The organism is Brevibacterium pigmentatum, from assembly GCF_011617465.1.
GTDB lineage: Bacteria > Actinomycetota > Actinomycetes > Actinomycetales > Brevibacteriaceae > Brevibacterium > Brevibacterium pigmentatum.
Genome location: NZ_CP050153.1, coordinates 3,713,417 through 3,739,611, shown reverse-complemented (window position 1 = coordinate 3,739,611; position 26,195 = coordinate 3,713,417). Strand labels below are relative to the sequence as shown.

The window sequence follows — 26,195 nt, the reverse complement described above, 5'->3', positions numbered from 1 at the left end:
GGACTCTAGCGGTTGTCTGCGGCGGCTCTCGTTTCGAGCCACTCGAGGATCTCCGGTCAGAAGGCTTCAGCGACGGATCTGCGCATGAGGCCGAGATGGCCGATGGTCTCGGTGCCGAGCTCCGCAGGGGCAATGGTCCGCCGCGTCACCGGAGCAAGTCGCAGACGATCGGTGAGTGCATCGATGAACGCCTCTGTCGCCCAGGGATCGTCGGAAGTGCCGAGGGCGAGCACCGGCGTGCGCAGCCGGGAGACGCGCGCCTCGGCGTCGAAGCTCGGGTCGTCGAAGAAGAAGTGCGGACGGCGCAGCCAGTTCGTCCATTCATAGAGAGCGGCAGCGGGGATGTCTACGCCGAGGCCCACTCGGCTGCCGGGCATATACCCCAATACCCGAGTGGCCACCCTGGCGAAGACACCGAGCCCGAATTCCACCCGGAAGCGCTCACTGCGGGGTGCGATCTTGCGGGCCGACACCATTGCAGTGGCGATGGTGGCGATTCCGGACACCCGTTCACCGCCGTGCCCCAGGAGCAGGGCGTGCCCGCCGACGCTGTGGCCCAGTGCTGTATGCGGCAGATCAGGGAACTTCTTCTCGGCCCACGTGCCCACGGCCGCCACATCTTCGGCGATCCAATCGCGCATGCGGATGTGCCGATGGGCGCGAGCTGCCGTCCGACCGCCCACACCGCGGTAGCCGTAGGTGATCACGGCGAACCCTCTCGCGGCAGCCGCCTCGGCGAAGGAGAAGTAGAAGCGTTCCGGAGTCGCGGTGGCGGGGTGGATCGTCAGCACTGCGTGCGGGGCGACCGCGGGGAGGAAGAGATGTCCCTCGAGTTCGCTGGAACCGTATCGGCTCTGCACCGGAATGCGCACGTCCTGCTGGAGAAGTGAGTCCATATCCTTCAGGGTAGTCACCGCGGCGTCAGGATGCTACTGGTCGGTAATGTCTTTCTCGCTGCCGGCGTCCGTACCGGCATAGTCCGCATCGTCCTCATTGCGATCCTCCGCATCAATCAGCTGGATCCTCCGGCGCAATCTCTGCATCACACAGCAGTTCTCGGCGGGATTCCATGTCGGAGCGTGCTGGTACGCTCGGGTCATGACCGCGTCGGATCGGAACCACCCCGCATCACCCACCCAGGCAACAAGCCGAGAGCGGGAGAGAGGCCGGCGCAGGTCGATGTTCGTCGCGGCCTTCGGCACCGTCGTCGAGTGGTACGACTTCTCGATCTTCTTCTACGTCGCCACGACCCTGACCAAGGAGTTCTTCGGCGACCAGACCGATTCTCTGCTCCTGACCCTCGGGGTCGGTGCGGCGGGATTCCTCTTCCGGCCGTTGGGCGCGATGGTCTTCGGCCACCTGGGCGATCGGATCGGGCGGCGATCGACGCTCATCATCTCCGCCGTCCTCATGGCGATCTCGATGCTTGGAATCGCGGTGATCCCGAACTATGACACGATCGGCATCTGGGCGGGCGTCCTCATGGTGGCCCTGCGCTGCCTGTCCGGATTCTCCGTCGGTGCGGAATACACCGGAATCATGGTCTTCCTCATGGAGTCGGCGGGCCCGGGACGCCGCGGCCTGGCCGCGAGTTGGGCCGCGGCCAACAGCGAGGTCGGTGCCCTCCTGGCGGTGGGATCCGGTGCGCTGCTGGCGAATACGCTCAGTCCCGAAGCGATGGATTCCTGGGGCTGGCGGCTGCTGTTCGTCCTCGGTGCAGTGCTCGCCATCCTCATGGTTCCGCTGCGGTCGATGATGGAGGAGACGGAGACCTTCAAGCGGCTGCAGAAAGCGGAGAAGGAGAAGAAGGACGTCGGACTCGAGCGCTCCCCGCTCATCACCGCGATCCTCGAGCAGCCGCGGGCGATCCTCGTCGCTTTCCTCATCTCCTCGATCGGCTCGGTCAGCTACTTCCTCAACATCACCTATGTGCCCACCTACATCGAGGAGGTGGCGAAGGTCCCGAACTCCGGTTCCCTGGCTCTGGGTACGGTTGCGGCCGTCGTCGCCATCGTCGTCACCCCGTTCTTCGGCCTCGCCTCGGACAAATTCGGCCGCAAACCTGCCCTGGCGGTGCTCATGGCCGTCTTCGTGTTCACGATCATTCCCGCCTACGCTCTGCTGGGCGGCAGCTCCTCAGGCGGGGCGGTCTTCGGTGTTGCGTTCCTCGCGATTCCCGCGGCCGGGTGGAGCGCGGTGGCCGCCGCCATGGTGCCCGAGCAATTCACCGGCACGAGCCGCTTCTCCGGTATGGCGATCGGCTACAACATCGCCACCGTCCTCTTCGGCGGGCTGTCGCCGCTCATCGCCACGGCACTCATGTCGTCGACGGGCATCACGCTGGCGCCGGCGATCTACGCCACCGTCGTCATCGTCGTCGCCGGAGTTCCGACCCTCATCCTCGCCCGCAGCATGGGCAAGAAGACCCTCGCCGAGGTGGACGAGGACAAGCATCTCGTGTCCGTCTGAGGGACGTTCGCGCTGAGGTTGCGCGGGTCCGCTCACAGTGGCAGGGAGCTCCGGCGACAGCGGCTTTCCAGGGGCTGCGGCGGATCGGTGACAGACGTTGCCGTTCTGCCACACGATGCGCGCATCTCGAGCGTGCCGGGCTCATAGATTGGTTTCAGAACACGCATTCGGGCGACCTGCTCCCGGGTGTGAGAGACCGATCAAGGAGTCATCATGAAACGCATGAAGCGCGCCACCTTCACCGCCGCGGCCCTGCTCAGCTGCACCCTCACCTTCTCGGGCTGCTCGCTCATCAGCCAGGTCGTCCAGCCCGAACAGGACCAGACCGGCGAGCAGACGAACGCCGACGGTCAGGACCAGGGCAACCAGGACCAGAACGGTCAGGATCAGGGCGACCAGAATGGTCAGGAGCAGAGCGGCCAGGACCAGGGCGACCAGAGCGGCCAGGACCAAGCCAACGGTCAGGACTCGAGTTCCGATCAGTCGGCATCGAACTCCTCGAATTCTTCGTCATCGTCGACTTCATCCGCCGACGGGTCCACAGGCTCGGACTCGGGAGCCTCGTCCGGCAGCCAGGGCCAGGTCAGCATCGGCGAAAGCTTCGAAGATCCGGAGATGCAGGACAAGATCGAGGTGCTCTCGGCGGTGCGGAACTTCGACTCGTCCAAGAAGGCCTCGTCGATCGAACTCGGCGGCGAAGTCGTCCTCCTCGAAGTCAAGGTCACCCCGGGACAGAAATACAGCGGACTCATCCAATCCGGAGCCTTGAAGATCTCAGAGGACGGTGGAACGAACTTCCGCTACGACCAGACCGACGGCCTCGAAGCCGAGATGAGGGCCGCCGGATTCGAGCCCTGGGAAGATATCAATCGCCGCGACGGCGGAACGCACCAGGGCTGGCTCGCCTATGTTCCGAATGAGAAGCAGGACACCTACACGATCCGCTACGAACGCGGACCCGGCAAGGTGATGGGAACCGACGAGAAGGTCCCGGAGTTCACGAAGACCTTCGACATCCCCGCTCTCTGACTCTCGAGGCCCAACCGCGCGACCCGCGGCTGCGGCACGTGAGTTCTGCAGCCAGGCGGCGTCGGCCGATCAGCGACATACGCATCGCGGCCGGACTCCGAATTCGGAGTCCGGCCGCGATGCGTCGTCAACGTCTTGGATCAGCCTTCGCTGAATGCCTTCCAGTCAGACACCTCGGACTCGGCGAGCTGAGCGGCCACACCGGTGTAGGTGGCAGGCGTCAGAGCCTTGAGCAGTTCGGCACGCTCCTCGGTCAGGCCGAGGCCGTCGACGAACGTCTGCAGATCGGCCTGGTTGATGCGCTTGCCGCGAGTGAGTTCCTTGAGCGTTTCGTACGGGTTGTCCATGCCCGGCACGCCTTGCAGCCCGGCGGCACGCATGACCGACTGGACTGCTTCGCCGAGGACCTCCCAGTTGCCGTCGAGGTCGGCGGCCAGAGCATCCTCGTTGATCGCGAGGGCACCGAGGCCCTTGACCAGGTTGTTGAGTGCGAGCACGGAGTGTCCGTAGGCGACGCCGATATTGCGCTGCGAGGTCGAGTCGGTGAGGTCGCGCTGCATCCGCGAGGTGACCAGCGTCGAACCGAGGGAATCGAGCAGGGCGCAGGAGAGCTCGAGGTTCGCTTCGGCGTTCTCGAACCGGATCGGGTTGACCTTGTGCGGCATCGTCGACGAACCGGTCGCACCGGCGACGGGGATCTGCTTGAAGTAGTTCATCGAGATGTAGGTCCACATGTCGGTGGCCAGGTTGTGCGCGATCCTGTTGAACCGAGCGATATCGGCGAACAGTTCGGCGTTCCAGTCGTGCGACTCGATCTGTGTTGTCAGAGCGTTGAAGCTCAGCCCGAGGCGGTCTTCGACGAAGGTGCGTGCGATCTGCGGCCAATCGGCTCCCGGCACGGCCGCCAGGTGAGCGGAATAGGTGCCGGTGGCGCCGTTGATCTTGCCGAGGAACTCTGTGGCGGCGATGCGTTCGTACTGGCGGCGCAGGCGGTGGACGAAGACCGCGAGTTCCTTGCCCATCGTCGTCGGGGTGGCCGGCTGACCGTGGGTGTGGGCGAGCATCGGCACCTCGGCCAGCTCCGCGGCGGACTCGGCGAGAGCGTCGATGAGGGCCTTCGCTCGCGGCAACCACACCTGTTCGGTGGCGCCCTTGATTCCCAGCGCCCAGGAGAGGTTGTTGATGTCTTCGGACGTGCAGCAGAAGTGGACGAGCTCACCGAGATCCTCGGCGCCGATCTTCACTAGGGCTTCTTTGATTGTGTATTCGACGGCCTTGACGTCGTGGACGGTGACGGCTTCATGAGCGGCCAGCGTGGCGATGGTGTCGGCGTCGAAGTCGGCGGCGAAGGCGCGCAGTCCGTCGACCTCATCGGGGGTGAGGGTGCGGACGCCCTCGATCACCGAGTTCTGGGCGAGGTGGATGAACCATTCGATCTCAACCGTGATGCGATTGCGGTTGAGAGCCGCCTCGGAGAGGTGATCGACGAGGTCAGCGGTGTCTTTGCGGTAGCGACCATCAAGCGGTCCGAGAGCGATGGCGGGCGAGATTTCGGCAAGGGAAACAGTCGGCATGCCCTCATTTTCTCATGAGCGGCGAACCGGGGCGGCACCCGTCCGGGTCTACCGGCCGGTAGACGCGGAAGGAGAGCTGGACTCGGGCGTTTCCGCCTGTGGATTCGGCGATGACTTCGCCATCAGCGCCTTGTGGATGCTCGGCGCTCTTCCCCAGCCCTGAAATCGAGGCTTCCGCCCCTGCCCCGCGCCCTCCTACGGTCGAGTGATTCGGGTACGGACACCGGATTCGGGCATGGGTGCCGGATTCGGTCGCAGATGCCGGACGGACAGGTGGGAGGGCTGAGGCATGATCACGGACGAGCTGGAGCGCAATCGCGAGCAGTGGAGACGGCGAGCGGAGGTGCTGCGCTCCCTGGCACAGAGCTGCCGTCAGATCGACGGCTGGGATTCCCCGGCGGGACAGCTGCTCGATGACAGGGTGGCGTCGTGTGCGGAATCGATCGACCGTCTGGGCGAGCGGGCGGAGAAGCTCGCCGAGGCGTATGACCTCCACCTGCAGGTTGTGTCGGTGGGAGGGCGGATCCAACTGTGAACGCCCGACCCGCCGCGCGAGAGACCGCCGGAATCGACAGCTGGATCGTCGTCGACCTCGACCGGATCATCAGGCTGCCGGAACGTCTGCGTCGTCTCTGGCCGCCTGATCTGCTCCCTCGCCGGGTCGGACAGGACTCCCGAGCCGCCTCGGCGAAGGTTGGGAGGGCCAGCGCCGCAACGGAACTGGGTGGGACAAAACCAGGCACGGCTGACGCAGTGGTTGGGGATGCCGCCACAGCCTCGGGGGCTGTCGCCGCTGGGGCGGCCAGCGCGGCGCCGGGGACGGCTAGCGGGGTCACGGGGACGGCGAAGCGAGACATCGATGTCCTCACCGCATGGCTGCGCGGCTTCGCCTCCGAACTCGACCGAGTGACCACGCGCATCAGCGTCGTCGTGTCATCGGGAGCCGAAACCGTGCACCTGGCGCTGTGCCTGGGGCCGGGCGTCGGGCTCGCGGTCCTCGCTCTGCAGGGCGAAGGGCTTGAGGACTTCGCGCAGCATCAGCTGCTGCGCAGGATCGAACCGGGACGGATCGGGCACGTCGTCGAGGATCTCGCCGAACTCGTCGAACAGGATTGCGTGCTCACGCTCAGCTGGGCATCCGGACAGGGAGGCACGGGACTGGAGTTCCTCCGTCGAAAGGACGGGGTCTGGTTTCGGCCGGTCATCGAGCGCGCCGGAGACTCCGTCACCGTCGACAGCGAGGTCGTCGCGGGAGATGCGGCGGTGCGACAACTGCTCAGCGCCGTGCTCACCCGGACGCTGACGGCAGGAGCCCCGAAGTGACGGCGGCAGCAGGAGTCCGCTGGGAACTCGTGGCCTCAGGGCCCGGCGGGGAACGGGACACGCGGAAGAAGCCGGCACGGGCCGGGGCGTGAGGGGAGACGGGCGATGATCGATTCGACGACGCGCGGCGGCGGGGGGATCACCGTCGACGAACGCGCCGATGGCAGCGGAGACGCACTGCAGACCGTCATCTCAGGTATCGGCGACCTGACCGTCGACGCTGCTGTCGGGGACTTCGATCTCGCGACTCTGCTCACCCAGGTCCCGGCCCCCGTGACTGCGCTCAACCTCGATGCCTGCAGGATCCGATTCCACAGCCAGCTCGCCGCCTCGGTGCTCGAGCTCGAAGCCACACTGGTCGCAGTTCGGGCCGCTGCCTTTGCCTACCGACAGGCGGAGAAGGGGATCAGCGAAGTCTTCGGCGGACTGCTCGACGCCCTCGGCTACGCTGCCGGCCGTGTCATAGCTCTCAGTCTGCCTGTCGTCATCCCCGTCGCACTCGTCGTCGGTGCCCAGGTCGTCGTGGTCACGAAGATCCTCGACGCCACCGGACTCGACGATGTCATCACCAAACAGTTCGGCATCGACCTGGGCAAAACGAAGGCGCAAGCGAAGGAAGCGCTGATCACGTTCGCGTTCGAGCAGTCCGACGTCTCCGGTGCCGTCATCGAGCACGTGCTTCCGGGCGTCGTAATCGGGTTCCTGGGTCTGCCGCCGTTCGTCCTCAACGCCGATGGCGACCACGCATTCTGGCCGCACGACTCGACGTCGATGACGATCTGGGTCCTGGCCGGTGCGAACGCGTTCGGACTGCTGCTGCCCTCCGACGTCGAAGTGTGGAGGGCGAAAGGGCTGACTCCGCCGCACAAGGAGCCGCCGCGTGATGTCGAAGACCTCTTCATCCGCGAAGCGAACTGTCACCGCGGAGCCGATTCCGGACAGGTCCGCATCGAGGAGATCGTCGGCCCCGATGGGACGACCCGCTATATCGTCTACGTTCCGGCCACCACCGACTGGTCGCCGAAGTCCGGGGTCAACACGACGGACCTGACGACGAACGTGCAGGGGATGGCCGGCAATGACACCGTGATGCGTGAGATGGTGCGCCAGGCGATCGCCGATGCCGGGATCGGACGCGACGCCGAGGTCATGCTCGTCGGGTGTTCGCAGGGAGGGATCACCGCAGGATCTCTGGCCGCGGACCCGGCGTTCCTCGACGATGTCAACGTCACTGCACTGATGACGGTCGGTGCTCCGGTCTCCGATTTCGCCATCGATTCGGAAATCGACGTGCTCTCCATCGAACATGAACAGGACCTCGTGCCCGATCTCGACGGCAACGAGAACCCGGCGGCGAAGAACTGGTCGACGATCACCGTCGACTACGACCCCGATGAACTGCGCAAGGTCCCCGAGCTTGCGAACAAGTCCGATGCCGAGCTCGATGAGATGTTCGCTTCGGCCGGGGCGGCACACTCGTCGGTCGCCTATGCTGCTTCGATCGGCCTGCTGCTGCGGGCCGGCAATCCCGGCTTCGACCGCTTCACCTCGAAGAACTCGGGCTTCTTCACCGGTGACCTCGCGAAGACGCGCGACTACCAGGGCAAGCGCAAACGCCACTGAACTCGGTCGCGCGGACGGTCCCGCGGACACGGCGTTCGCCATCGAAACGATGGGCCGCCTCGGCGACGAACGGACCTCACGGACACCGAGCTCGACCATCCGACGACGGGCGGCCTCGGTGCTCGGATGTGCATTGGTCGGACGATGGAGCATCTCTGCCGTGATCGACAATTGTCCACGGAACGCTTTGGAACTCGGCCACATGTGTCGAGCTCGGGCCATAGTCTGTTCCTGACCTGCACTTTTGATACTCGAACCGCATGGGGAGAGTGGCAAGCAGTGAGTGGATTCGGTATTGTGATAGCACCTGTGAATCAGATCACTCGAGGGCGAGTTCTCACCTCCGAGGGCCTGCCCGACGGACACGGTCCACCACTGGTCACCTCCGGTGAAGATGGACCTCGAACAAAGGAGAACTGAAATGACCTCCAACATTTCAGTGGGAACCGGCGCTGCCCACAGTCAGTCCTCGGAACCCAGAATGATCCAGATGCTCACCGAAGACGGAAATCGCGTCGAATCCGGTGAGTACGACGCCTTCGCAGCAGAACTCACCGATGAGGATCTGCGCGGCTTCTACCGGGACATGGTCCTGGTCCGCCGCATCGACGCCGAAGGAGCTGCCCTGCAGCGTCAGGGACAGCTGGGCCTGTGGGCGCCGCTGTTCGGACAGGAAGCAGCCCAGATCGGCATGGGACGGGCCGCTCGCCCGCAAGATTTCGTCTTCCCCACCTACCGCGAGCACGGCCTCGCCTACACCCGCGGTGTCGAACCTGAAACTCTGCTCAGCATCTTCCGTGGTCAGAATCACGGCGGCTGGGATCCGCAGGAGCACCGGTTCCACACCTATACCATCGTCATCGGCTCGCAGACCCTGCATGCCACCGGCTACGCCATGGGCATCTCCATGGACGGTGATGTCGGCACCGGAGACATCGAGCGCGACACCGTCTCCATCGCCTGCTTCGGCGACGGTGCGACCTCGCAGGGCGATGTCTCCGAAGCACTGACCTTCGCCGGAGCTTTCCACGCGCCGGTCCTGTTCTTCTGCCAGAACAACCAGTGGGCCATCTCCGAGCCCACTCACGTCCAGTCCGCGGCGCCGCTGTCCACCCGCGGCGAAGGATTCGGAGTCCCCGGAATCCGCGTCGATGGCAACGACATCATCGCGATGTACTCCGTCGCCCGCGCCAGCCTCGATTCCGTGCGCGCCGGCAACGGCCCGATGCTCATCGAAGCCTTCACCTACCGTCGTGGTGCCCACACCACGGCCGATGACCCGACGAAGTACCGCGACAAGGCCGAAGAGGAGATCTGGGAGGACCGCGACCCGATCACCCGTCTCAAGGCCTACCTGGACAAGCACACCGAGACCAGCGACGAATTCTTCGCCGAGGTGGACGCCGAGGCCGACACCCTGGCCGCTCGTATCCGCCACAATTGCATGACCATGGAGAACCCCGACGGCGTCGAGATGTTCGCGCATGTCACCGCGGAACCCCACTCCCTCGTCGACGAGGAACGTGCCGAATTCCTGGCATACCAGGCCTCGTTCGCCGATGCGGGTGAGGCCTGATGGAGAAACTTCCCCTCTCTAAGGCGATCACCGCCGGAATGCGCAAGGCCATGGAGGACGACCCGAAGGTCGTCCTCATCGGTGAGGACATCGGCAAGCTCGGCGGCGTCTTCCGCGTCACCGAAGGACTGCAGAAGGACTTCGGTCCCCAACGCGTCATCGATGCCCCGCTGGCCGAGTCCGGCATCGTCGGCACCTCGATCGGCATGGCCATCCGCGGCTACCGTCCCGTCATCGAGATCCAGTTCGACGCATTCATCTTCCCTGCCTACGACCAGATCGTCACCCAGGTGGCGAAGCTGTACAACCGCACCCTGGGCAAAGAGAACATCCCGCTGGTCGTCCGTGTGCCCTACGGCGGCGGCATCGGCTCGCCCGAGCACCATTCGGAGAGCCCCGAGACCGTGTTCGCCCACCATGCGGGACTGCGGCTCATATCCCCGTCGAACGCTCATGACGCGTACTGGATGATCCAGGACGCAATCAAGAGCGAGGATCCGGTGATGTTCTTCGAACCCAAGCGCCGCTACTGGATGCGCGGGGACGTCGACACCTCCGCCCGGGGCGAGCTGGGCATGCACGACGCCCGAGTCGTATCCGAAGGCACCGACGTCACCCTCGTCGCCTACGGTCCACTGGTTCCGACTGCGCAGGACGTGGTCACCGCGGCCGCGGAGGAAGGCACGAGCGTCGAACTCATCGACCTGCGCAGCCTCAACCCGATCGACTTCGACGCGATCGAGAAGTCCGTGACGAAGACCGGCCGACTGGTCGTCGCCCACGAGGCTCCGACCTTCCTGGGGCTGGGCTCTGAGATCGCAGCACGCATCACCGAACGCTGCTTCTTCAACCTCGAAGCCCCGGTCATCCGGGTCGGCGGTTACCACACCCCGTACCCCGGCTCGCGGATGGAAGAGCACTACCTGCCCGACCTCGATCGCATCTTCGATGGTGTCGATCGGGCCCTGTCCTACTGATTTCGAGGAGAGTCAAGAATGTCATTCGAATTTCCTCTTCCCGACGTCGGTGAGGGCCTGACCGAGGCCGACATCGTCGCGTGGAAGGTCGCCCCCGGCGACACCGTCACCGTCAATCAGATCCTCGTCGAGATCGAGACCGCGAAGTCGCTCGTCGAGCTGCCCAGCCCGCAGGCCGGCACCGTTGGTGCCCTATTGGTCGAGGAGGGTCAGACCATCGAGGTCGGCACCCCGATCATCCGGTTCGGCGGAGATGATTCCAGCGCCGAGGCGGCCCCCGCCTCCGCTGGTGCGCCTGCTTCCGGTTCGGCTGAGAAGTCGGCCGAGGAGTCCGGTGAAGCCGACGGCGGAGCCACCCTCGTCGGATATGGAGCGAAGGAGACCTCGTCGAAGCGGCGTCCGCGCAAGGGCGCTTCCGTCCCGGCTCCTGCCGCTGCCGCAGCGCCCGCTGCCCCGGCGGCTCCGGCAGCCCCAGCGGTGGAGGTGGCCCCGCCCGCACTCGCAGCAGCTCCGGCCGCGCAGGCACAGCCCGCATCGGCACCTGCCTCGCCGGGCAAGCCGCTGGCGAAGCCGCCCGTGCGGAAGCTTGCAAAGGATCTGGGCGTCGACCTGTCCCAGGTGACCCCGACCGGTCCCCGCGGGGACGTCACACGCGACGATGTGCACGCTGCCGCGAACCAGGCGACCGCTCCCACTGCGGGTGCGACGGCACCGGCGGCCGCCTCGGCGAGTGACCAGGGAGCGCTCGAAGAGCGGATCCCGTTCAAGGGCGTGACGAAGATGATGGCTAAGGCCATGGTCGATTCGGCCTTCACGATGCCGCATGTCACCGAGTTCCTCGACGTGGACGTCACCGAGACGATGGCGATGGTCCGCCGGCTGAAGTCGACGAAGTTCCTGGGCGAGGACGTCAAGGTCTCGCCGCTGCTCATCGTCGCCAAGGCCGTGGCATGGGCCGTGGGGCGCAATCCGCGGATCAATTCGTGCCTCGAGGGCGACGAGATCGTCGTGAAGAAGTACGTCAACCTCGGCATCGCCGCCGCCACTCCGCGCGGACTGATCGTGCCGAACATCAAGAACGCGCAGGCCATGGGTCTGGGCGAACTGGCGCAGGGCATTCAGGACCTCACCGCTCTGGCACGGTCGGGCAAGACGCCGCCGGCTGACCAGGCCGGCGGAACGATCACCATCACGAACGTCGGTGTCTTCGGAGTCGATGCCGGTACGCCGATCATCAATCCTGGTGAGGCCGCGATCCTCGCGTTCGGGCAGGTCCGGAAGAAGCCGTGGGTGGTGGGCGACGAGATCGTTCCGCGTGAGATCACCACGCTGTCGGTCAGTGCCGATCATCGTGTCGTCGACGGCGAGATCATCTCGGAGTTCCTCGCCGACGTCGGACGTGGTCTGGAAGACCCGACCTTGATGTTGGCCTAAGGTTTCACCCCGGTGCCGGCTGTTCGTCGGCGCTGAGGGCTTGAACGAGGCCCGAACGCCCCGGTTTCGCAAGGTGCGAGACCGGGGCGCTTCACTCTCTCTGATGGTCAGGGCCCAGTTGGCCTGGGCATTTCTCTCGCTCTGCCGGTCGCGGCCCATTCCAAAGCAGATGGCCCATGTTTGAACATGGGCTATTCAGCTCAAACTGGGCTGCGAGCGATTGGCAGGACAGTGACGATCGGCGCGCGCAAGGGCGGAGCCGCTCCCCAAGCGGGCCAGGCCGCTCCCCAAGCGGGCCAGGCCGCTCCCCATGCGCGCGGGCCGGCACAAGCACTCCGGGCCACCCCGCTTGCACGCGGCCGGTCCGACTTCACGGTCTATCCGTCGAGGTAGGCGCTGTTGTCCTTGGGGCTGCCGTCCTTGACGAGGCGCTTGGCTATGCAGTGGTTGCGGTCGAGGCCCCATGAGCGGCACTGGTCGAGGGCCTGTTCCGGATCGCTGTAGCCGGTGTCGACGACCGTGACCCAGTAGCTGCCGTCCTTGTACGAGGCCCAGTCGCCGCTGTGGATGAGGATCGCGCCCGGATACTTGACCTTGTTGGCCTCGTACTCGTTGAGGATGTCCTGCGCTGACCACGTCTTGCCGTCTGCCTCGAGGCCGACGTTCTTCGCGCTCACCTGAGTCACCCACTTGCCTTCGAGGTCGGCGGCTTTCTCGGTGCCGTCTGCCGTATAGTCGTCGAGCTGCTGTTCCGGGCTCTTCGTCGGCTGGACGAGATCGTCGGACGGTCTGGGTGACGGGCTTGCCGACTCGCTGGATCCGACGTCGACGGGGACGGTGCCCGACGAGGGTGCGAGCCATCGGATGCCGAAGAATCCCACCAGAGCCAGAATCATGATGATGGCGATGATGACGACGGTGATCTTCAGGCCATTGCCTGACGACGAATCGCTGTGGACGGTGGGCGGAAACTGTGGCGGAGGAGGAGTCTGAGGCCCACTTCGTGCCGAGCCGCCGACGCCGTTGCCGGCACCACCGCCGGCAGACCGTTGCGCCGGCTGAGAATTCGCATACTGATGTGAGCCGGCAGAGTGTGCGTCATCGAAAGGTGAGTGTCCGGCAGGGGCGAAGACGTTGCCGCTGCGAGCTTTCGCGATCGACTGTTCCCCCGTGTGCCGTTCGAGATACTCGTAGTAGGTCGAGTTGTCGAAATCGGCAGACGAATGGTCCGCCTCATTCCCGTACGACGGGTTCTGACCAGCGGATTCACTTGAACCCTTGTGCCAGTCGTCGCTAGTCGCCGGACGAATGCGCGGCCTCTGTGGAACGTCGCTCATCAGTCCTCCTGAATGCCAGATGTGGTGGCAATCATCTACTTACCTTGGCACGAGTCGAGCAGGCGTTCAACAGGATCGCCGACAGGACGCGTTGCCGACGAAAGCCTACTGCGGAAATCCCCGAGTTGCCTTGACCCCAGCTGTGAAAGTCCCTCCTGCCGTCGACAAAGGCCGCATGAACCCCTCGAGATGAACGAAATCAGTGACGAAGACCCCATCACGGAAACCGAGATGAATTTGCCCTCCGACCCGACGTCTCAGTAAGATTGATTCTTGTTGTGTCGTAGCAGCCCGGTCGCCGATCGATCTGCTAGGACAAACATGGTGCTCACCCACCGCTGCACTCCAGCTTCGGCCATCTCTCACAGGCTACGGCTTCAGCGCTGGTGAGACATCTCGCCCGAACGGGCAGACCTGTTTTGGCGTACACAATTTTCACGGTGACAGTCGAGAAAATTTGTTGATGTCTTCCGACATCGGCGCAAGCGAGCGGGGAGAACACTGACGTGTGATCCCGCAGGAGCTTGTTTCGAGAGTCGGTAACTTGTGAACTGGAGGAGAGACATGGCAGCAACCTGCCAGGTAACCGGGGCAGTCCCTGGTTTCGGACACAACGTGTCCCACTCGAAGCGCCGCACGAAGCGTCGCTTCAACCCGAACATTCAGAAAAAGCGCTACTACGTTCCGTCGCTGCGCCGCAGCGTCACGCTGACCCTGTCCGCTAAGGGCATCAAGGTCATCGACGCTCGCGGAATCGACGCTGTGGTCAACGAACTCATCGCCAAGGGAGTGAAGCTCTGATGGCTAAGGCACAGGATGTTCGTCCCATCATCAAGCTCAAATCGACGGCCGGCACCGGGTACACCTACGTGACCCGCAAGAACCGCCGCAACACCCCGGACCGCATCGTGCTCAAGAAGTACGATCCCGTAGTCCGCAAGCACGTCGATTTCCGAGAGGAGCGCTGAGCGCACATGGCTAAGAAGTCAAAGATCGCAAAAGACAAGCAGCGTCGCGTCATCGTTGAACGCTATGCAGAGCGCCGCGCGACTCTCAAGCGTCAGCTGACCCACCCTGACTCCACCGACGAGCAGCGCGAAGAGGCACGCCTCGCCCTGCAGAAGCTTCCCCGCGATGCTTCGCCGGTTCGCGTTCGCAACCGCGACCAGGTCGACGGCCGTCCGCGTGGCTACCTCCGGAAGTTCGGACTCTCCCGAGTTCGTTTCCGCGAAATGGCTCACAACGGCGAGTTGCCCGGCGTTACCAAGTCAAGCTGGTAATCTCGAGGAAGTTCGTCATCGGAAAAACGGACCGGTGACCTACCGACTTGTCCTAAGGAGGACACTTTTATGGCTAAGAACCGCAGTGAGCTCGTTGCAGAAGTTGCCGAGAAGTCCGGCCTGACCCAGAAGCAGGTCTCGGACGTGCTCGATGGTGTCTTCGACGTCTTCTCCGACGTCGTGGCCAAGGGCGAAAAGCTCACCATCCCCGGCTGGCTCTCCGTTGAGCGTACCGAGCGTGCCGCTCGCAAGGGTCGCAACCCGCAGACCGGTGAAGAGATCCAGATCAAGGCCGGCTACTCCGTGAAGCTGTCCGCTGGTTCGAAGCTGAAGGGTGCCGCTGGCAGCCCGAACTGATCGACGCAGCAGTGTTAAATGGCCCGGATCGTCTGATCCGGGCCATTTGCTGTCTCGGAACATCTTCGAATAGGGGGCGGATTCGTCGTCCCAGCGGACGGAATCCATCCTCGCCGAGGCGGCTCCCCGAGATCTCGGCCACGAAGGGATCTCCCGGTTGGCAGTGCAGTGACGCCGAACGATATCCTGGTTTCATGTCAGAAGGGGCGGTCCGCGCACAGTGAGTTCTTCAGGTTTCGAACCGATCACACGGTTCGTGCAACGTGCCGCGGTCCCCATCGTCGTCTTCCTCGGGGCGATCGCTGGACTGGCCGCACTCTTCTTCACCGGAGCAGCCAACCCGACGCTGCTCAATGACCCCGGCTCCGTCGTCCGTTTCGGCCTTCCCGCAGCGAAGTTCGTCTTCAATACTGCGATGTCGCTGACCGTCGGCGCCCTGATGTTCGCCGTCCTCATCCTTCCTCGCACTGCGGGTGGCCGCAGCCGCCGACAGAAGAATGCGGACGAAGACCTTCCGCTCGACCCGTTGTGGACGAGAGCCATTCGGATCGCCGAAGTCTCCTCGGTGGTGTGGACGCTGTCCGCGGTCGCCGTGCTCGTCTTCTCATTCGTCGACACCGTCGGTGCTCAGGCCTACCTCGATTTCTCGAACCAGCTCGGCGTCTTCGTCACTCAGATCGCCTACGGGCAGCTGTGGGTGCTCATCGTCGTCCTCATCGCCGTCGCCTCCACCCTGTGCTTCGGTACCCGCTCGCATATCGGCATCGCCGCCGCTGGAGTGCTCAGTGTCGCCGTGATCCTTCCCTTGGCGCTGATGGGCCACTCCGCGGAGGCCTCCGGGCACACTCAGGCCGTCAACAGCCTCGGCCTGCACATCCTCGGTGCGGCCCTCTGGCTCGGTGGACTCTTCGTCATTGCCCTGTTGGGCACACGGCTGGCCGTCTCGAAGAACCCCAAGCCGATCGTCGAGCGGTATTCGACGATCGCACTCATCTCGTTCGGTCTCATCGTCTTCTCCGGTGTCGTCAACGCGCTCCTGCGGGTGCATGACTTCGACGACCTCATGACCACCTACGGGCAAGTCATCCTCGCGAAGGCGTTCGCGACGGTCTTGCTCGGTCTGATCGGATTCTGGCACCGTCAGTTCGTCATTTCACGCTTGGGCACAGCCGCCTCGGCGACGGTGGAGTTCTGGCGCCTCATCACCGTCGAATTCATCCTCTTCGGGGTCACGATGGGCATGGCCGTGGCCTTGGCCCGCTCGCAGCCGCCGGTGTCGCAGGAGCCGGTGGGCGACCCCACCCCGGCCGAGATCCTCACCGGTGATCCGCTGCCGCCGAAGCCCAGCTTCTCCCGCTACTTCAGCGAATGGTCGATGGATCCGCTGTGGATCGCGATCGCAGCGGGCGCCTCGATCGCCTACGTCGTGGCGTTCATCAACCTCCGCCGCCGGGGTGACAAATGGCCGGTGCTGCGACTCATCAGCTGGCTGGTGGGCATGGTCTTCCTCGTCTACGTCACCTCGGGCGGACCCCGCGTCTACGGTGAGGTGCAGTTCTCTGCGCACATGATCGAGCACATGCTCCTGGTCATGGTCGTGCCCCTGCCGTTGGTGCTCGGCGCACCGATCACGATGCTCATGCGCGGAACGAAGGCCCGGCGGGACGGGTCGGCCGGCGTTCGCGAATGGGTGCTCTGGCTCGTCCATACTCCGTACCTGCGCTTCTTTGCGCACCCGATCGTGGCGAGTGTGAACTTCGCGGGTTCGCTCGTCGTCTTCTACTACTCGGGAATCATGTACTACGCGCTCGATACCCATATCGGGCACGAGCTGATGATCGCCCACTTCCTCGGCGCCGGATATCTTTTCGCGCAGGCCCTCATCGGCATCGATCCAGGGGTCAAGCGCCCCGTCTATCCGATGCGTCTCGTGATGCTGCTGGTGACGATGGCCTTCCACGCATTCTTCGGAATCTCGATCATGAGCTCGAACGTGCTGATCGCCGGTGATTGGTTCGGCAATGTCGGCGCAGGCTGGGGCTATACGGCGATCGACGACCAGCAGCTGGGCGGTTCCATCGCGTGGGGTATCGGCGAGTTCCCGACCCTCTTCATCGCGATCATGGTCTGCGTCCAATGGGCGAAGTCCTCGGACCGGGAGGCCAAGCGCATCGATCGCAACGAGGACCGCACCGACGACTCCGAACTGCGCGCCTACAACGCGATGCTCGCGTCCATGGCCGAGCGCGATGCGAAGTCGCCTCCGCGCCGTCGGTGAGCTCAACAGGCCGTGCTCTTTGTGCGGACCGCGGTGTTGGATCGGCAGCTGGCGGGGCGACTCTTCGTAGGCTGGACGGACCGTCCTGCACTGCCGTGCGTGCCGCAATGGGCCTTGCGGGCTTGGGGCAGTCTCATCTGACTGTCGCACATCGGCTGTGCACGAATGTGCACCGGAAATTCTCGGATTATGGCCAGGTCGTTTCCAAAATCTCTGTAACGTGGCGCACACTGATCTTTGGATGAGGAATATCCAAGCGCCCGAGACACTGCGCTGAAGCAGGGGTTCCCCGGCCGCACCGATGCGGTCTGAGTACCCCGAGCCGTCAGCCGGTCGGCGCCGGAGCAAGTCGATTCGCGCATTCAATGGTGACGCGGATTGTGGAAACGAAGGAGTCCCATGAGTTCTCAGAGCAATGCCGAGAGGAAGTCGATCCGTGCTCAGCTGCGCAAGGTCGTCGCTGCCTCGATGGCCGGAACGGTCGTCGAATGGTACGAGTTCTTCCTCTACGGTTCGGCCGCCACACTGGTGTTCAACCACATTCTGTTCCCGCCTTCCGATAATCCGCTGACTCCGATCCTGGCCGGTTTCGCCACCTACGCGGTCGGATTCATCGCCCGGCCAGTCGGCGGCATCGTCTTCGGTCACTTCGGCGATAAATACGGTCGCAAGAAGCTGCTGCAGCTTTCGATCGTCCTCGTCGGTGTGGCCACGTTCCTCATGGGCTGCCTGCCGACATTCGACCAGATCGGATACCTCGCCCCGATCCTGCTCGTGCTGCTGCGCGTCGTCCAGGGCTTTGCCGTCGGCGGCGAATGGGGAGGCGCTGTCCTCCTCGTGGCCGAGCACGCGCCGAACAAGGAACGCGGCTTCTGGGCGTCGTTCCCGCAGTCCGGTGTTCCCTTGGGCAACCTGCTCGCCACTGCAGTTCTGTTCATCCTCACCGCGACGCTCACCGAAGAGCACTTCCTGTCGTGGGGTTGGCGCATTTCGTTCTGGCTGTCTGCCGTCATCGTCCTCATCGGCTACTACATCCGCACCCGCGTCTCCGACGCTCCGATCTTTGACGAGGTGCAGTCAGAAGAAATCGAAGAGGGCGTCGACTACGGCGTCAAGGCCGTGTTCAAGCGCTACCCACGTGAGGTCTTCGCCGCGATGGGTCTGCGCTTCGTCGAGAACATCCACTACTACCTGGTGGTCACCTTCTCGATCACCTACCTTGCCACGCAGGTGAAGATCGAATCGGCCGAAATCCTCGGCCTCCTCCTCGGCGCGCACGCGATCCATGCGGTTCTCGTTCCCATCGTCGGTGCCGCCACGGACCGCATCGGACGCAAACTGCCCTACGCTGTGGGCATCATCCTGACTGCGACGTGGGGCTTCTTCGCCTTCCCGATGTATGACACCGGCAGCGCCGTGATGATCTTCCTCGCCCTTCTCATCGGCCTGGTCTTCCACGCGCTCATGTATGCCGGTCAGCCGGCGATCATGTCCGAGATGTTCCCGACACGCATGCGCAACTCGGGCGTCTCGACCGGATACCAGGTCACGGCGATCGTCGCCGGATCCTTCGCGCCGATCATCGCCACCGCGCTGCTCGACGCCTTCGGATCCTCGATCCCGATCGCGCTCTACCTGCTGGCCGCTGCGATCATCTCGTTCATCGCTCTCATGTACACCCGCGAGACCAAGGGCATCGACCTGCGCTCTCTCGACCATGCAGACAAGGTGCGCCGCGGAGTTGCCACCGCCAGCTGAAACCAGCCAGCGCTCGTCTTGAGGGGGCGGTGTCGGTGACTATCGGCACCGCCTCATTGCGTGCCACCGTGCGCGGCACCCACCTCGATGAATCCTCGCCCTCCGCAGGGAGGAAGTTGGATCCGTACCACTGACCCGAACCACGAAAGGGACATCTCTTGGGAGATCTCACCAGCAAACGCGCTCTCGTCACCGGCGGAGCATCCGGGCTCGGAAAAGCGATCGCCCAGTCCTTCGCTCAGGCCGGAGCCGCCGTCATCGTCGCTGACGTCGACGCCGACTCGGCACAGGCCGTTGCCGACGACATCGGCGGCGAAGCGTGGGCCGTCAACCTGGCGGACACCTCGGCGTTGGAGGGCACCGATCTCGACGTCGACATCCTCGTCAACAACGCCGGCATCCAGCGGATCCACCCGATCACGGAATTTCCGCTCGAGGACTGGCAGCTGATCAACACTCTCATGCTCGAGGCGCCGTTCGTGCTCACGAAGGCGGTGCTGCCGAAGATGTACGAACGCGGGTGGGGACGCATCATCAACCTCTCCTCCGTCCACGGTCTGCGCGCCTCGGCGAACAAATCCGCCTATGTCGCGGCGAAGCACGGGCTCATGGGGCTGACGAAGACGACCGCGCTCGAGGCCGGGCCGCACGGAGTGACGTGCAATGCGATCAACCCCGGATATGTGCTCACGCCCCTGGTCAAGGGACAGATCGCCGACCAGGCGAAGACGAACGGCATCAGCGAGGACGAGGTCCTCGAGCAGGTCTTCCTCGGCCATTCCGCGGTACCGAGGCTCGCCGAACCCGAGGACGTCGCGGCCATCGCGCTCTTCCTGGCTGGGGAGCATGCCGCGGTCATCAACGGCAGCGCCCACAGCATCGACGGCGGTTGGGTCGCCGCCTGACCCACCCTCCCTTATTGCTACCCGACGGCGGCTCAGCAACCTCGCGCGAGGTATCTGGGCCGCCGTCAGGTAGCAATTAGAGGGATTCTAGGACTTTGCGGACTCCGGCGTTGCGCAGGGACTCGTGGCGGACCGAGGCCCAATAGGACACCTGTTTGGAGAACAGCTCCGGCAGCACCTGCACCAGGCGGGAATTTCCGTAGGCGAGGAAGTCCGGCAGGATCCCGATCCCGGCCCCGTGCGAAGTCGCCAACACATGCGCATGCACCGAGGTGGACCGGAAGAAGCCCTTACCGCGGGGAAGGGCATCGGCCGCCTCGTCGAGATCATCGACCCGCAGCGAATTCTCGATGTAGTAGACCATCCTGTGGTCGGCCAGATCATCGAGCGTCTGCGGCAGCGGATGCGAAGCAATGTAGTCCTGCGAAGCGTAGAGCTGCAGCCGATAGTCGCGGATGTGCTTGGCGATCGAGCGCGGGGCGTCCGGCCGCCCGACGACGATCTCGATATCGACACCCGACCGGTACTGTCTGGCCCGCTGCGTGGCGGTGATCAGTTCGATCTGCAGCCCCGGGTGCTGTGCCTGCAGCTCGGTGAGCGCTGGAACGGCGTACTCGAGGGCGAAGGCCTGCGGGCAGGCCAGCCGGATCGTCCCGGACAGAGCCGAGTTCGAATGTGCGTCGATGCGGCCCAGCGCGGCCTCGATGTCCTCGGCGATCGGCAGCAGCTGACGCCCGGCGGCGCTGAGCTCCCAGCCGTCGGGGGAGGCCACGAGCACCCGATCGCCGTATGCCTTCTCAAGCGCAGCGATGCGCCTGGACACGGTCGTGTGGTTGAGGCCGAGGCTGTGCGCAGCGGCCGTGAATTTCCCCAGCCGGGCGACGGCGAGCAGAGTCAGCAGATCCTCGGGCGCGATCTGCGGACCGGAACTGCCGGGTGCATAGGAAGCCATAGTGTTCCCATTCTATCTGCGTACGTGCACATAATCGGTGCGGAATAGGTGAGGCTCCCAGCCGGGCGTCCGCACCTCGACTGGCGTACTGTGAGAGAGAACACTGCAGAGTAGCTGAACATGATGCGAGGAGGCATATTATGTCGACGATTGGATGGGTGGGCCTGGGAAATATGGGCCGCCCGATGACTGCGAACCTGGTCAAGGCCGGTCACACCGTCAAGGGTTTCGATCTCGTCCCGGAAGCCGTGGAGGCAGCCGCGAAGAACGGGGTGAACCCCGTGAATTCCATCGCCGAGGCGGTCGCCGGTGCCGATATCGTCTTTACGATGCTGCCCAAGGGTGAGCACGCCCGCACCGCTTATCTCGAGCCCGACGGCGTCCTGGCCAATGCGGACCAGAAGACCCTGCTCATCGATTCCTCGACGATCGACTTCGATTCGGCTCGTCTCCTCCACGCCGAGGCGGCCAAGGCAGGATTCCGCCTCATCGACGGTCCCGTCTCCGGCGGAGTCACCGGCGCCGAAGCCGGCACCCTGACCTTCATGCTCGGCGGCGCCGATGCCGATGTCGAAGAGGCCCGTCCCGTCATCGAGGCGATGGCCGGCAACATCTTCCACGCCGGCGGTGACGCCGCAGGTCAGGCCGCGAAGATCGTGAACAACATGATGCTCTCGATCAGCCTCCAGGGCGTCGTCGAAGGCGCTGTTCTCTCCGATCGCTTCGGCCTCGATCCGAAGGTCTTCCACGATATTGCGAAGGTCTCCTCCGGCGATTCCTGGCCGCTGCGCACCTGGTACCCGGTGCCCGGCGTGACCACGACGGCCGCGGCGAACAATGAGTTCAAGCCCGGCTTCGCCACCGCCCTCATGCATAAGGACGTCGGCCTCGCCCTCGCCGGTGCCGAGACCCAGGGTGTCGACCTCCCGGCCGCTGCCCTCGTCCACGCACAGCTGCAGAAGCTCATGGACGAAGACCTCGGCGGTCTCGACACCTCCGCGCTGATCAAGAACATCGACCCGAACGCCGAGGGTCTGCCGAAGTAGGCACTGCACCGGCGCTGAACCGCTACTGCACCGGCGCCGAGCCGGTTGAAACAAGCACAGCTCGCCCACCACGGCAGCACCGAGCTGCGGACGATCCGGGTCGAAGGATCATGATGATCTCGACCCGGATCGTCCGCATTTCGTTTCCCGTCCCAGCGGCTGGCTTGACCCTGTCCCCACACCTGGCGCGAGACGGCCGCCGTTCTGGCATCCTCGGCGACCTGAAACTTTCTGCGGCTCATGCAAGACTGGAGACATGAGTACGCCTGTTTCCTCTTCCTCGCTGTCCGCGGCTGATATCGCAGCCATCACCGGCAACCTCGACGAGGTGGCCGACCGTACCCGTGCCGCCGCCGAGGCGAGCGGCCGCAGCGGTGACGATGTGCGCGTGCTGCTGGCCACGAAGACGCAGCCGGCCGAGAAGATCCGCGTCGCCCTCGAGCACGGGTTCACCCTCATCGGGGAGAACAAGGTTCAGGAGATCACCGGCAAGGCCGAGGCGCTCGCCGACCTCAACCCCGAGACCCACCTCATCGGGCCGCTGCAGAAGAACAAGGTCAATCACACTCTGCGCCACGCTCAGTGCATCCAGTCCGTCGACAACCTCCCGTTGGCTGAGAAGATCAACAACCGCCTCGACGTCCTCGATGAGACCGTCGACTACTTCATACAGGTCAACACCTCCCGCGAGGACTCGAAGTTCGGCATCGCACCCGAAGACGCCGAGGAACTCATCACCGCGACCCGGGAACTCGGCCGGATGCGGCTGCGCGGACTCATGACGATCGGCCTGCCCGGCAGCAGCCCCGAAGAGATCCGCCCCAGCTACTCCGATCTGCGTGAAATCAGCGAGAAGCTGCGCGGAACCGGGGCCATGCCCGCCGAGGCGACCGGACTGTCGATGGGCATGAGCGGCGACTTCGAACTCGCCATCGCCGAAGGGGCGACGATCGTGCGGGTCGGCTCAAGCATCTTCGGCGCCCGCGACTACTCCTGATCGGGCGAGACAGGGCCGTCATTTGATGACACCGGGGAGGCCGCCTCGGCGGGGATCTGCGATCATAGAGCCATGAACAACAGCAGTCCAGAAAGCTCCGCGTCAGCCACCTCGTCGGCACGGGACGTCAAGGTCCGTGCGCCCGAACTCGTCGGTCGCCGGTGGATGAACTCCGGCGGCAAGGACCTGACCCTGGCCGACCTGCGCGGAAAGGTCGTCCTCCTCGACTTCTGGACGTTCTGTTGCATCAACTGCCTCCACGTCCTCGACGAACTGCGCCCCCTGGAGGAGAAGTACTCCAAGGAGCTCGTCATCATCGGCGTGCACTCGCCGAAGTTCGAGTTCGAACGCACCGTCGAAGCCGTCGATCAGGCCGTCGAGCGCTACCAGGTCGAGCACCTCGTCCTCGACGATCCCGACCTCGTCACTTGGCAGGCCTACACCGCCCGCGCCTGGCCGACCCTGGCCGTCATCGACCCCGAGGGCTACCTCGTGGCGACCATGTCCGGTGAAGGCCATGCCGCCGGTCTCACCGAGATCATCGAAGGCCTCATCGAGGAACACTCGGCCAAGGGCACCCTCCATTCGGGCGACGGTCCCTACGTTCCGCCGCCGGCCCCGGAGACGGATCTGTTCTACCCCGGAAAGGCCACGCGCCTGCCGTCGGGTCACCTCCTCGTCGCCGATTCCGGGCACCACAGCCTCGTCGAGTACGACGACGATGCGGCCACGATCATCCGCCGCATCGGCACCGGAGTCCGCGGATCCGAGGACGGCGACTTCGCCTCGGCGAGCTTCAGCGAACCGGGCGGCATCACCGTGCTGCCTGCCGAGCTGGCCGCCGAAGTCGGTTACCAGATCGTCGTCGCCGACACCGTCAACCACACCCTGCGCGGCATCGACCTCGAGAACGAGACGGTCACGACCATCGCCGGCACAGGCGAGCAGCACATGGTCGGCGCCATCGACAATGTCCGCGGCAAGCCCGGTGAACTGGGACGATACGACGGACCCGCACGAGATGTGAAGCTGTCCTCGCCGTGGGATGTCCTCTTCGTCCCCTCCACCGCCGAGGTGGTCGTGGCGATGGCGGGCAACCACACCATCTGGTCGTTCGACCCGAAGGACGGCACGATCCGCATCCTTTCGGGCACGATGAACGAAGGACTGGTCGACGGCGACGGGGAGTCAGCCTGGTTCGCCCAGTCATCCGGTCTCGACCTCGGCTCCGCGGGCGAAGTGTTCGTCGCCGACTCCGAGACCTCGGCGATCCGCCGCCTCGACCCCGCCACCGGCGAGGTGTCCTCGCTGGTGGGCGTCGGACTCTTCGACTTCGGCTTCCGTGACGGACCGGCTGCCGAGGCGCGCCTGCAGCACCCGCTGGGCGTGCGCAGCCTGCCCGACGGGTCGGTCGCGATCGCCGACACCTACAACGGCGCGATCCGCCGCTTCGACCCGAAGACCGAGGAGGTCACGACCCTGGCGCGCGGCCTGCGCGAACCCTCGGACATCGTCCTCATCGACAATGAGGGAACCCCCGATGATGCCGAACTCATCGTCGTCGAGTCCGCGGCGCACGCGCTCACTCGTGTGAAGCTGCCCAAGGACGCTCAGAAGGTCGACGAAGGCGCGCTGACGACGAAGCGCCCCTCGACGGAGATCGCCTCCGGTCCGGTGTCGCTGACCGTGAGCTTCACCGTCCCGGCTGGTCAGAAGCTCGACGACCGATGGGGTGACCCCACGTTCCTGCAGGTGTCTGCGACGCCGCCGGAGCTCATCGTCTCCGGGGCCGGCGGAGCTGAAGGGCTCAATCGCGATATCGTCATCGATCCCGAGTTCACCGAGGGAGTGCTGCACGTGACCGCGCGGGCCGCTGCCTGCGATGGTGAGCCTGGGGGAGAGATCCCGCTGCACGCAGCCTGCCACCTCTACCAGCAGGACTGGGGAATCCCCGTCGAGCTCGTGGACTCGGCGCCGAACGAACTCACCCTCGACCTCCGCGGTGCCTGAGCGCTCGGGCACCAGGGCTCGGACCTGCTGCGGGACCTCAGTGGGGTCCGAGGCCGGGGTTGACCGGAGCAGTTGCGCAAGTTCTGAGTAGTCGGAGAAGTGCGCGACGCAGCTCGCCGGTCTCTGCCGATCAGGGGTCGGAAACTTCGGGGGCGCCGATGCTTGGCGATTGTTGGGTCGATCCACGGTGGTTTCAGTGCTCTGAACGCCGTGGATCGACCCAACAATCGGGTGATTTGCCTCTCACGGGCCGTGTCTCGCGTGGGGCGGGGGGGGCTCAGTCGAGGTGGGTCGCCAGAATCTGCTTGAACGTGTCCATGTCTGTTCGCTTCGAGACTCGAAGAACGACCCAGCCTTCGGCCTCCAGCAGCTGCCGCCGCTCGATGTCCACACCGAACTGGTAGGCCGAGGTCCTGTGATGGTCACCTTCGTATTCGATGGCGACCTTGATGTCGGGGTATCCGAGGTCAGGGCGGAGAATCGCCGAGACTGTCGAACACTCCACTTCCGGGTGAACTACCGGCTCAGGAAAACCGTTCTCAATGATCCACAGTCTCAACCATGTCTCGCGCGGAGAATCGACCGTCTCGCGGATCAGTGACAGGGCCCGCCGCACTGACTTTCGAGCTTTGAGGTAGTGGCTTGCGCTGGCCCTGGCTCGAAGCTGATCGAGACTGGTGAGCGGCCCGCTGTTCTGTCGGCTGATCGCTGCATCACCTAGTGCGATCAGGTCGTTCTCGCTGAGCAGTGGGGCAAGTTCGAAGAACAGATCGGTGGCTGAGATCAGCGGCAGGTTGTAGAACTCGGTGATGTCGAAACCGGATCCTCGGTGGAGCTTCACGGCTTTTCGCCGAATTCGCAGACCTCGATCGCCGCTGATGACGTGGGTGTCGAAGTTCTTGGGCTGGTTGGGCAGCGGCAGCCCGTAGAGTACAGCGGCTGTCAGCGAACAGCCGATGACATTCGGGTGCAGGAGCAGAAGAGCTGAAAGCCTTACTTGTTGCTGCAACCACTGTTGATCTGCCCACGGTGGGCAGAGAACTCGTGAGCTGGGATCGGCTTCAACCCACACGCCGCGGAAGACCTGCCGGAAGCGAGACTCGTCTTTGAGCGCGAATTCTGTGAGCCCGCGCGCTGTGAGATCGCGGTGCATAAAAGGGATAGGAGCCGTCTGGAAATCGGCAGGCGATCGAATTGTCCTGTGCATGAAAAACAGGATCGTTCACACACAGTGAACAGTGAATGCGACAGAATGCGTCTGTGGAAACTC

Annotated in this window: 23 protein-coding genes; 18 read left to right on the top strand and 5 right to left on the bottom strand. The window is 64.5% G+C overall.

Features of this window, described 5'->3' with window-relative positions; genetic code table 11:
• Nucleotides 1-56: 56 nt before the first annotated feature.
• The gene (locus GUY30_RS16945; protein ID WP_167200167.1) at nucleotides 57-896 is read right to left on the bottom strand and encodes an alpha/beta hydrolase family protein; all 840 of its coding nucleotides are present in this window, start codon (nucleotides 894-896) and stop codon (nucleotides 57-59) included.
• A 202-nt stretch (nucleotides 897-1,098) separates the two neighbouring features.
• Between GUY30_RS16945 and GUY30_RS16940 the strand changes: the two genes are divergently transcribed.
• Together GUY30_RS16940 and GUY30_RS16935 are read left to right on the top strand one after the other, a co-directional pair.
• Entirely contained in the window at nucleotides 1,099-2,469 is a 1,371-nt protein-coding gene (locus tag GUY30_RS16940) for an MFS transporter (protein ID WP_062240618.1), read from the top strand.
• Nucleotides 2,470-2,682: 213 nt separating this feature from the next.
• Nucleotides 2,683-3,498, top strand: coding sequence for a transcriptional regulator (locus GUY30_RS16935; RefSeq protein ID WP_167200164.1), 816 nt, complete (start codon nucleotides 2,683-2,685; stop codon nucleotides 3,496-3,498).
• A gap of 140 nt (nucleotides 3,499-3,638) precedes the next feature.
• Here GUY30_RS16935 and purB read toward each other — a convergent pair whose 3' ends face one another.
• Nucleotides 3,639-5,072: an adenylosuccinate lyase gene (gene purB / locus GUY30_RS16930; protein ID WP_167200161.1), complete on the bottom strand. Its 1,434-nt coding sequence runs from the start codon at nucleotides 5,070-5,072 to the stop codon at nucleotides 3,639-3,641.
• Between the two features lie 289 nt (nucleotides 5,073-5,361).
• Here purB and GUY30_RS16925 point away from each other — a divergent pair, with 289 nt between their 5' ends.
• From GUY30_RS16925 to GUY30_RS16900, 6 genes are all read left to right on the top strand, one after another.
• A complete protein-coding gene (locus tag GUY30_RS16925) occupies nucleotides 5,362-5,607 on the top strand; it encodes a hypothetical protein (protein WP_167200159.1) in 246 nt (81 codons plus the stop codon).
• Entirely contained in the window at nucleotides 5,604-6,395 is a 792-nt protein-coding gene (locus GUY30_RS16920; RefSeq protein WP_167200157.1) for a hypothetical protein, read from the top strand. The genes GUY30_RS16925 and GUY30_RS16920 overlap by 4 nt, the downstream gene beginning before the upstream one ends.
• A gap of 105 nt (nucleotides 6,396-6,500) precedes the next feature.
• The gene (locus GUY30_RS16915; RefSeq protein WP_167200155.1) at nucleotides 6,501-8,018 is read left to right on the top strand and encodes a hypothetical protein; all 1,518 of its coding nucleotides are present in this window, start codon (nucleotides 6,501-6,503) and stop codon (nucleotides 8,016-8,018) included.
• Nucleotides 8,019-8,439: 421 nt separating this feature from the next.
• Nucleotides 8,440-9,594 carry a pyruvate dehydrogenase (acetyl-transferring) E1 component subunit alpha gene (pdhA, locus tag GUY30_RS16910; protein ID WP_167200153.1) on the top strand — a complete coding sequence of 385 codons (1,155 nt, stop codon included), beginning with the start codon at nucleotides 8,440-8,442 and terminating at the stop codon, nucleotides 9,592-9,594.
• Nucleotides 9,594-10,571 (top strand): alpha-ketoacid dehydrogenase subunit beta, encoded by a 978-nt coding sequence (locus GUY30_RS16905; RefSeq protein WP_167200151.1) that lies wholly within the window; start codon nucleotides 9,594-9,596, stop codon nucleotides 10,569-10,571. Before pdhA ends, GUY30_RS16905 begins: the two co-directional genes overlap by 1 nt.
• 18 nt (nucleotides 10,572-10,589) lie before the next feature.
• A complete protein-coding gene (locus tag GUY30_RS16900) occupies nucleotides 10,590-12,005 on the top strand; it encodes a dihydrolipoamide acetyltransferase family protein (protein ID WP_167200149.1) in 1,416 nt (471 codons plus the stop codon).
• 377 nt (nucleotides 12,006-12,382) lie between these two features.
• On the opposite strand, the gene GUY30_RS16895 is transcribed toward GUY30_RS16900, so the two are convergent.
• Entirely contained in the window at nucleotides 12,383-13,342 is a 960-nt protein-coding gene (locus GUY30_RS16895; RefSeq protein ID WP_167200146.1) for a protein kinase, read from the bottom strand.
• 564 nt (nucleotides 13,343-13,906) lie between these two features.
• Between GUY30_RS16895 and rpmB the strand changes: the two genes are divergently transcribed.
• The 7 genes from rpmB (at nucleotide 13,907) to GUY30_RS16860 (ending at nucleotide 19,920) form a co-directional block, all read left to right on the top strand.
• Nucleotides 13,907-14,143, top strand: coding sequence for a 50S ribosomal protein L28 (gene rpmB / locus GUY30_RS16890; RefSeq protein WP_039211930.1), 237 nt, complete (start codon nucleotides 13,907-13,909; stop codon nucleotides 14,141-14,143).
• Entirely contained in the window at nucleotides 14,143-14,310 is a 168-nt protein-coding gene (gene rpmG, locus GUY30_RS16885) for a 50S ribosomal protein L33 (RefSeq protein ID WP_092010042.1), read from the top strand. Before rpmB ends, rpmG begins: the two co-directional genes overlap by 1 nt.
• Nucleotides 14,311-14,316: 6 nt before the next feature.
• Nucleotides 14,317-14,622, top strand: a complete 306-nt coding sequence (rpsN, locus tag GUY30_RS16880; protein ID WP_025779151.1) for a 30S ribosomal protein S14 — start codon at nucleotides 14,317-14,319, stop codon at nucleotides 14,620-14,622.
• Between the two features lie 69 nt (nucleotides 14,623-14,691).
• Nucleotides 14,692-14,979, top strand: a complete 288-nt coding sequence (locus tag GUY30_RS16875) for an HU family DNA-binding protein (protein WP_025779153.1) — start codon at nucleotides 14,692-14,694, stop codon at nucleotides 14,977-14,979.
• Nucleotides 14,980-15,199: 220 nt separating this feature from the next.
• On the top strand, nucleotides 15,200-17,257 hold the full coding sequence (locus GUY30_RS16870) for a bifunctional copper resistance protein CopD/cytochrome c oxidase assembly protein (RefSeq protein WP_167200144.1): 2,058 nt from the start codon (nucleotides 15,200-15,202) through the stop codon (nucleotides 17,255-17,257).
• A gap of 399 nt (nucleotides 17,258-17,656) precedes the next feature.
• Complete coding sequence (locus tag GUY30_RS16865) at nucleotides 17,657-19,015, top strand: MFS transporter (protein WP_323127761.1); 1,359 nt, start codon at nucleotides 17,657-17,659, stop codon at nucleotides 19,013-19,015.
• Nucleotides 19,016-19,173: 158 nt separating this feature from the next.
• Nucleotides 19,174-19,920, top strand: coding sequence for a 3-hydroxybutyrate dehydrogenase (locus GUY30_RS16860; RefSeq protein ID WP_167200141.1), 747 nt, complete (start codon nucleotides 19,174-19,176; stop codon nucleotides 19,918-19,920).
• Nucleotides 19,921-19,996: 76 nt separating this feature from the next.
• On the opposite strand, the gene GUY30_RS16855 is transcribed toward GUY30_RS16860, so the two are convergent.
• Nucleotides 19,997-20,872: a LysR family transcriptional regulator gene (locus tag GUY30_RS16855; protein WP_167200139.1), complete on the bottom strand. Its 876-nt coding sequence runs from the start codon at nucleotides 20,870-20,872 to the stop codon at nucleotides 19,997-19,999.
• A 140-nt stretch (nucleotides 20,873-21,012) separates the two neighbouring features.
• On the opposite strand from GUY30_RS16855, the gene mmsB reads away from it, so the two are divergent.
• From mmsB to GUY30_RS16840, 3 genes are all read left to right on the top strand, one after another.
• Nucleotides 21,013-21,918 carry a 3-hydroxyisobutyrate dehydrogenase gene (gene mmsB / locus GUY30_RS16850; RefSeq protein ID WP_167200137.1) on the top strand — a complete coding sequence of 302 codons (906 nt, stop codon included), beginning with the start codon at nucleotides 21,013-21,015 and terminating at the stop codon, nucleotides 21,916-21,918.
• Nucleotides 21,919-22,174: 256 nt separating this feature from the next.
• Complete coding sequence (locus GUY30_RS16845; RefSeq protein WP_167200134.1) at nucleotides 22,175-22,915, top strand: YggS family pyridoxal phosphate-dependent enzyme; 741 nt, start codon at nucleotides 22,175-22,177, stop codon at nucleotides 22,913-22,915.
• A gap of 72 nt (nucleotides 22,916-22,987) precedes the next feature.
• Nucleotides 22,988-24,925 carry an NHL domain-containing thioredoxin family protein gene (locus GUY30_RS16840; protein ID WP_167200132.1) on the top strand — a complete coding sequence of 646 codons (1,938 nt, stop codon included), beginning with the start codon at nucleotides 22,988-22,990 and terminating at the stop codon, nucleotides 24,923-24,925.
• A gap of 277 nt (nucleotides 24,926-25,202) precedes the next feature.
• Here the strand turns inward: GUY30_RS16840 and GUY30_RS16835 are convergent, their stop codons facing one another.
• A complete protein-coding gene (locus GUY30_RS16835) occupies nucleotides 25,203-26,132 on the bottom strand; it encodes a putative endonuclease domain-containing protein (protein WP_167200130.1) in 930 nt (309 codons plus the stop codon).
• Nucleotides 26,133-26,195: the final 63 nt, after the last annotated feature.

Coding starts and splice junctions, on each gene's coding strand:
- GUY30_RS16945 (WP_167200167.1), bottom strand. CDS start 896: ATGGACTCACTTCTCCAGCAGGACGTGCGCATTCCGGTGCAGAGCCGA.
- GUY30_RS16940 (WP_062240618.1), top strand. CDS start 1,099: ATGACCGCGTCGGATCGGAACCACCCCGCATCACCCACCCAGGCAACA.
- GUY30_RS16935 (WP_167200164.1), top strand. CDS start 2,683: ATGAAACGCATGAAGCGCGCCACCTTCACCGCCGCGGCCCTGCTCAGC.
- purB (WP_167200161.1), bottom strand. CDS start 5,072: ATGCCGACTGTTTCCCTTGCCGAAATCTCGCCCGCCATCGCTCTCGGA.
- GUY30_RS16925 (WP_167200159.1), top strand. CDS start 5,362: ATGATCACGGACGAGCTGGAGCGCAATCGCGAGCAGTGGAGACGGCGA.
- GUY30_RS16915 (WP_167200155.1), top strand. CDS start 6,501: ATGATCGATTCGACGACGCGCGGCGGCGGGGGGATCACCGTCGACGAA.
- pdhA (WP_167200153.1), top strand. CDS start 8,440: ATGACCTCCAACATTTCAGTGGGAACCGGCGCTGCCCACAGTCAGTCC.
- GUY30_RS16905 (WP_167200151.1), top strand. CDS start 9,594: ATGGAGAAACTTCCCCTCTCTAAGGCGATCACCGCCGGAATGCGCAAG.
- GUY30_RS16900 (WP_167200149.1), top strand. CDS start 10,590: ATGTCATTCGAATTTCCTCTTCCCGACGTCGGTGAGGGCCTGACCGAG.
- GUY30_RS16895 (WP_167200146.1), bottom strand. CDS start 13,342: ATGAGCGACGTTCCACAGAGGCCGCGCATTCGTCCGGCGACTAGCGAC.
- rpmB (WP_039211930.1), top strand. CDS start 13,907: ATGGCAGCAACCTGCCAGGTAACCGGGGCAGTCCCTGGTTTCGGACAC.
- rpmG (WP_092010042.1), top strand. CDS start 14,143: ATGGCTAAGGCACAGGATGTTCGTCCCATCATCAAGCTCAAATCGACG.
- rpsN (WP_025779151.1), top strand. CDS start 14,317: ATGGCTAAGAAGTCAAAGATCGCAAAAGACAAGCAGCGTCGCGTCATC.
- GUY30_RS16875 (WP_025779153.1), top strand. CDS start 14,692: ATGGCTAAGAACCGCAGTGAGCTCGTTGCAGAAGTTGCCGAGAAGTCC.
- GUY30_RS16865 (WP_323127761.1), top strand. CDS start 17,657: ATGAGTTCTCAGAGCAATGCCGAGAGGAAGTCGATCCGTGCTCAGCTG.
- GUY30_RS16855 (WP_167200139.1), bottom strand. CDS start 20,872: ATGGCTTCCTATGCACCCGGCAGTTCCGGTCCGCAGATCGCGCCCGAG.
- mmsB (WP_167200137.1), top strand. CDS start 21,013: ATGTCGACGATTGGATGGGTGGGCCTGGGAAATATGGGCCGCCCGATG.
- GUY30_RS16845 (WP_167200134.1), top strand. CDS start 22,175: ATGAGTACGCCTGTTTCCTCTTCCTCGCTGTCCGCGGCTGATATCGCA.
- GUY30_RS16840 (WP_167200132.1), top strand. CDS start 22,988: ATGAACAACAGCAGTCCAGAAAGCTCCGCGTCAGCCACCTCGTCGGCA.
- GUY30_RS16835 (WP_167200130.1), bottom strand. CDS start 26,132: ATGCACAGGACAATTCGATCGCCTGCCGATTTCCAGACGGCTCCTATC.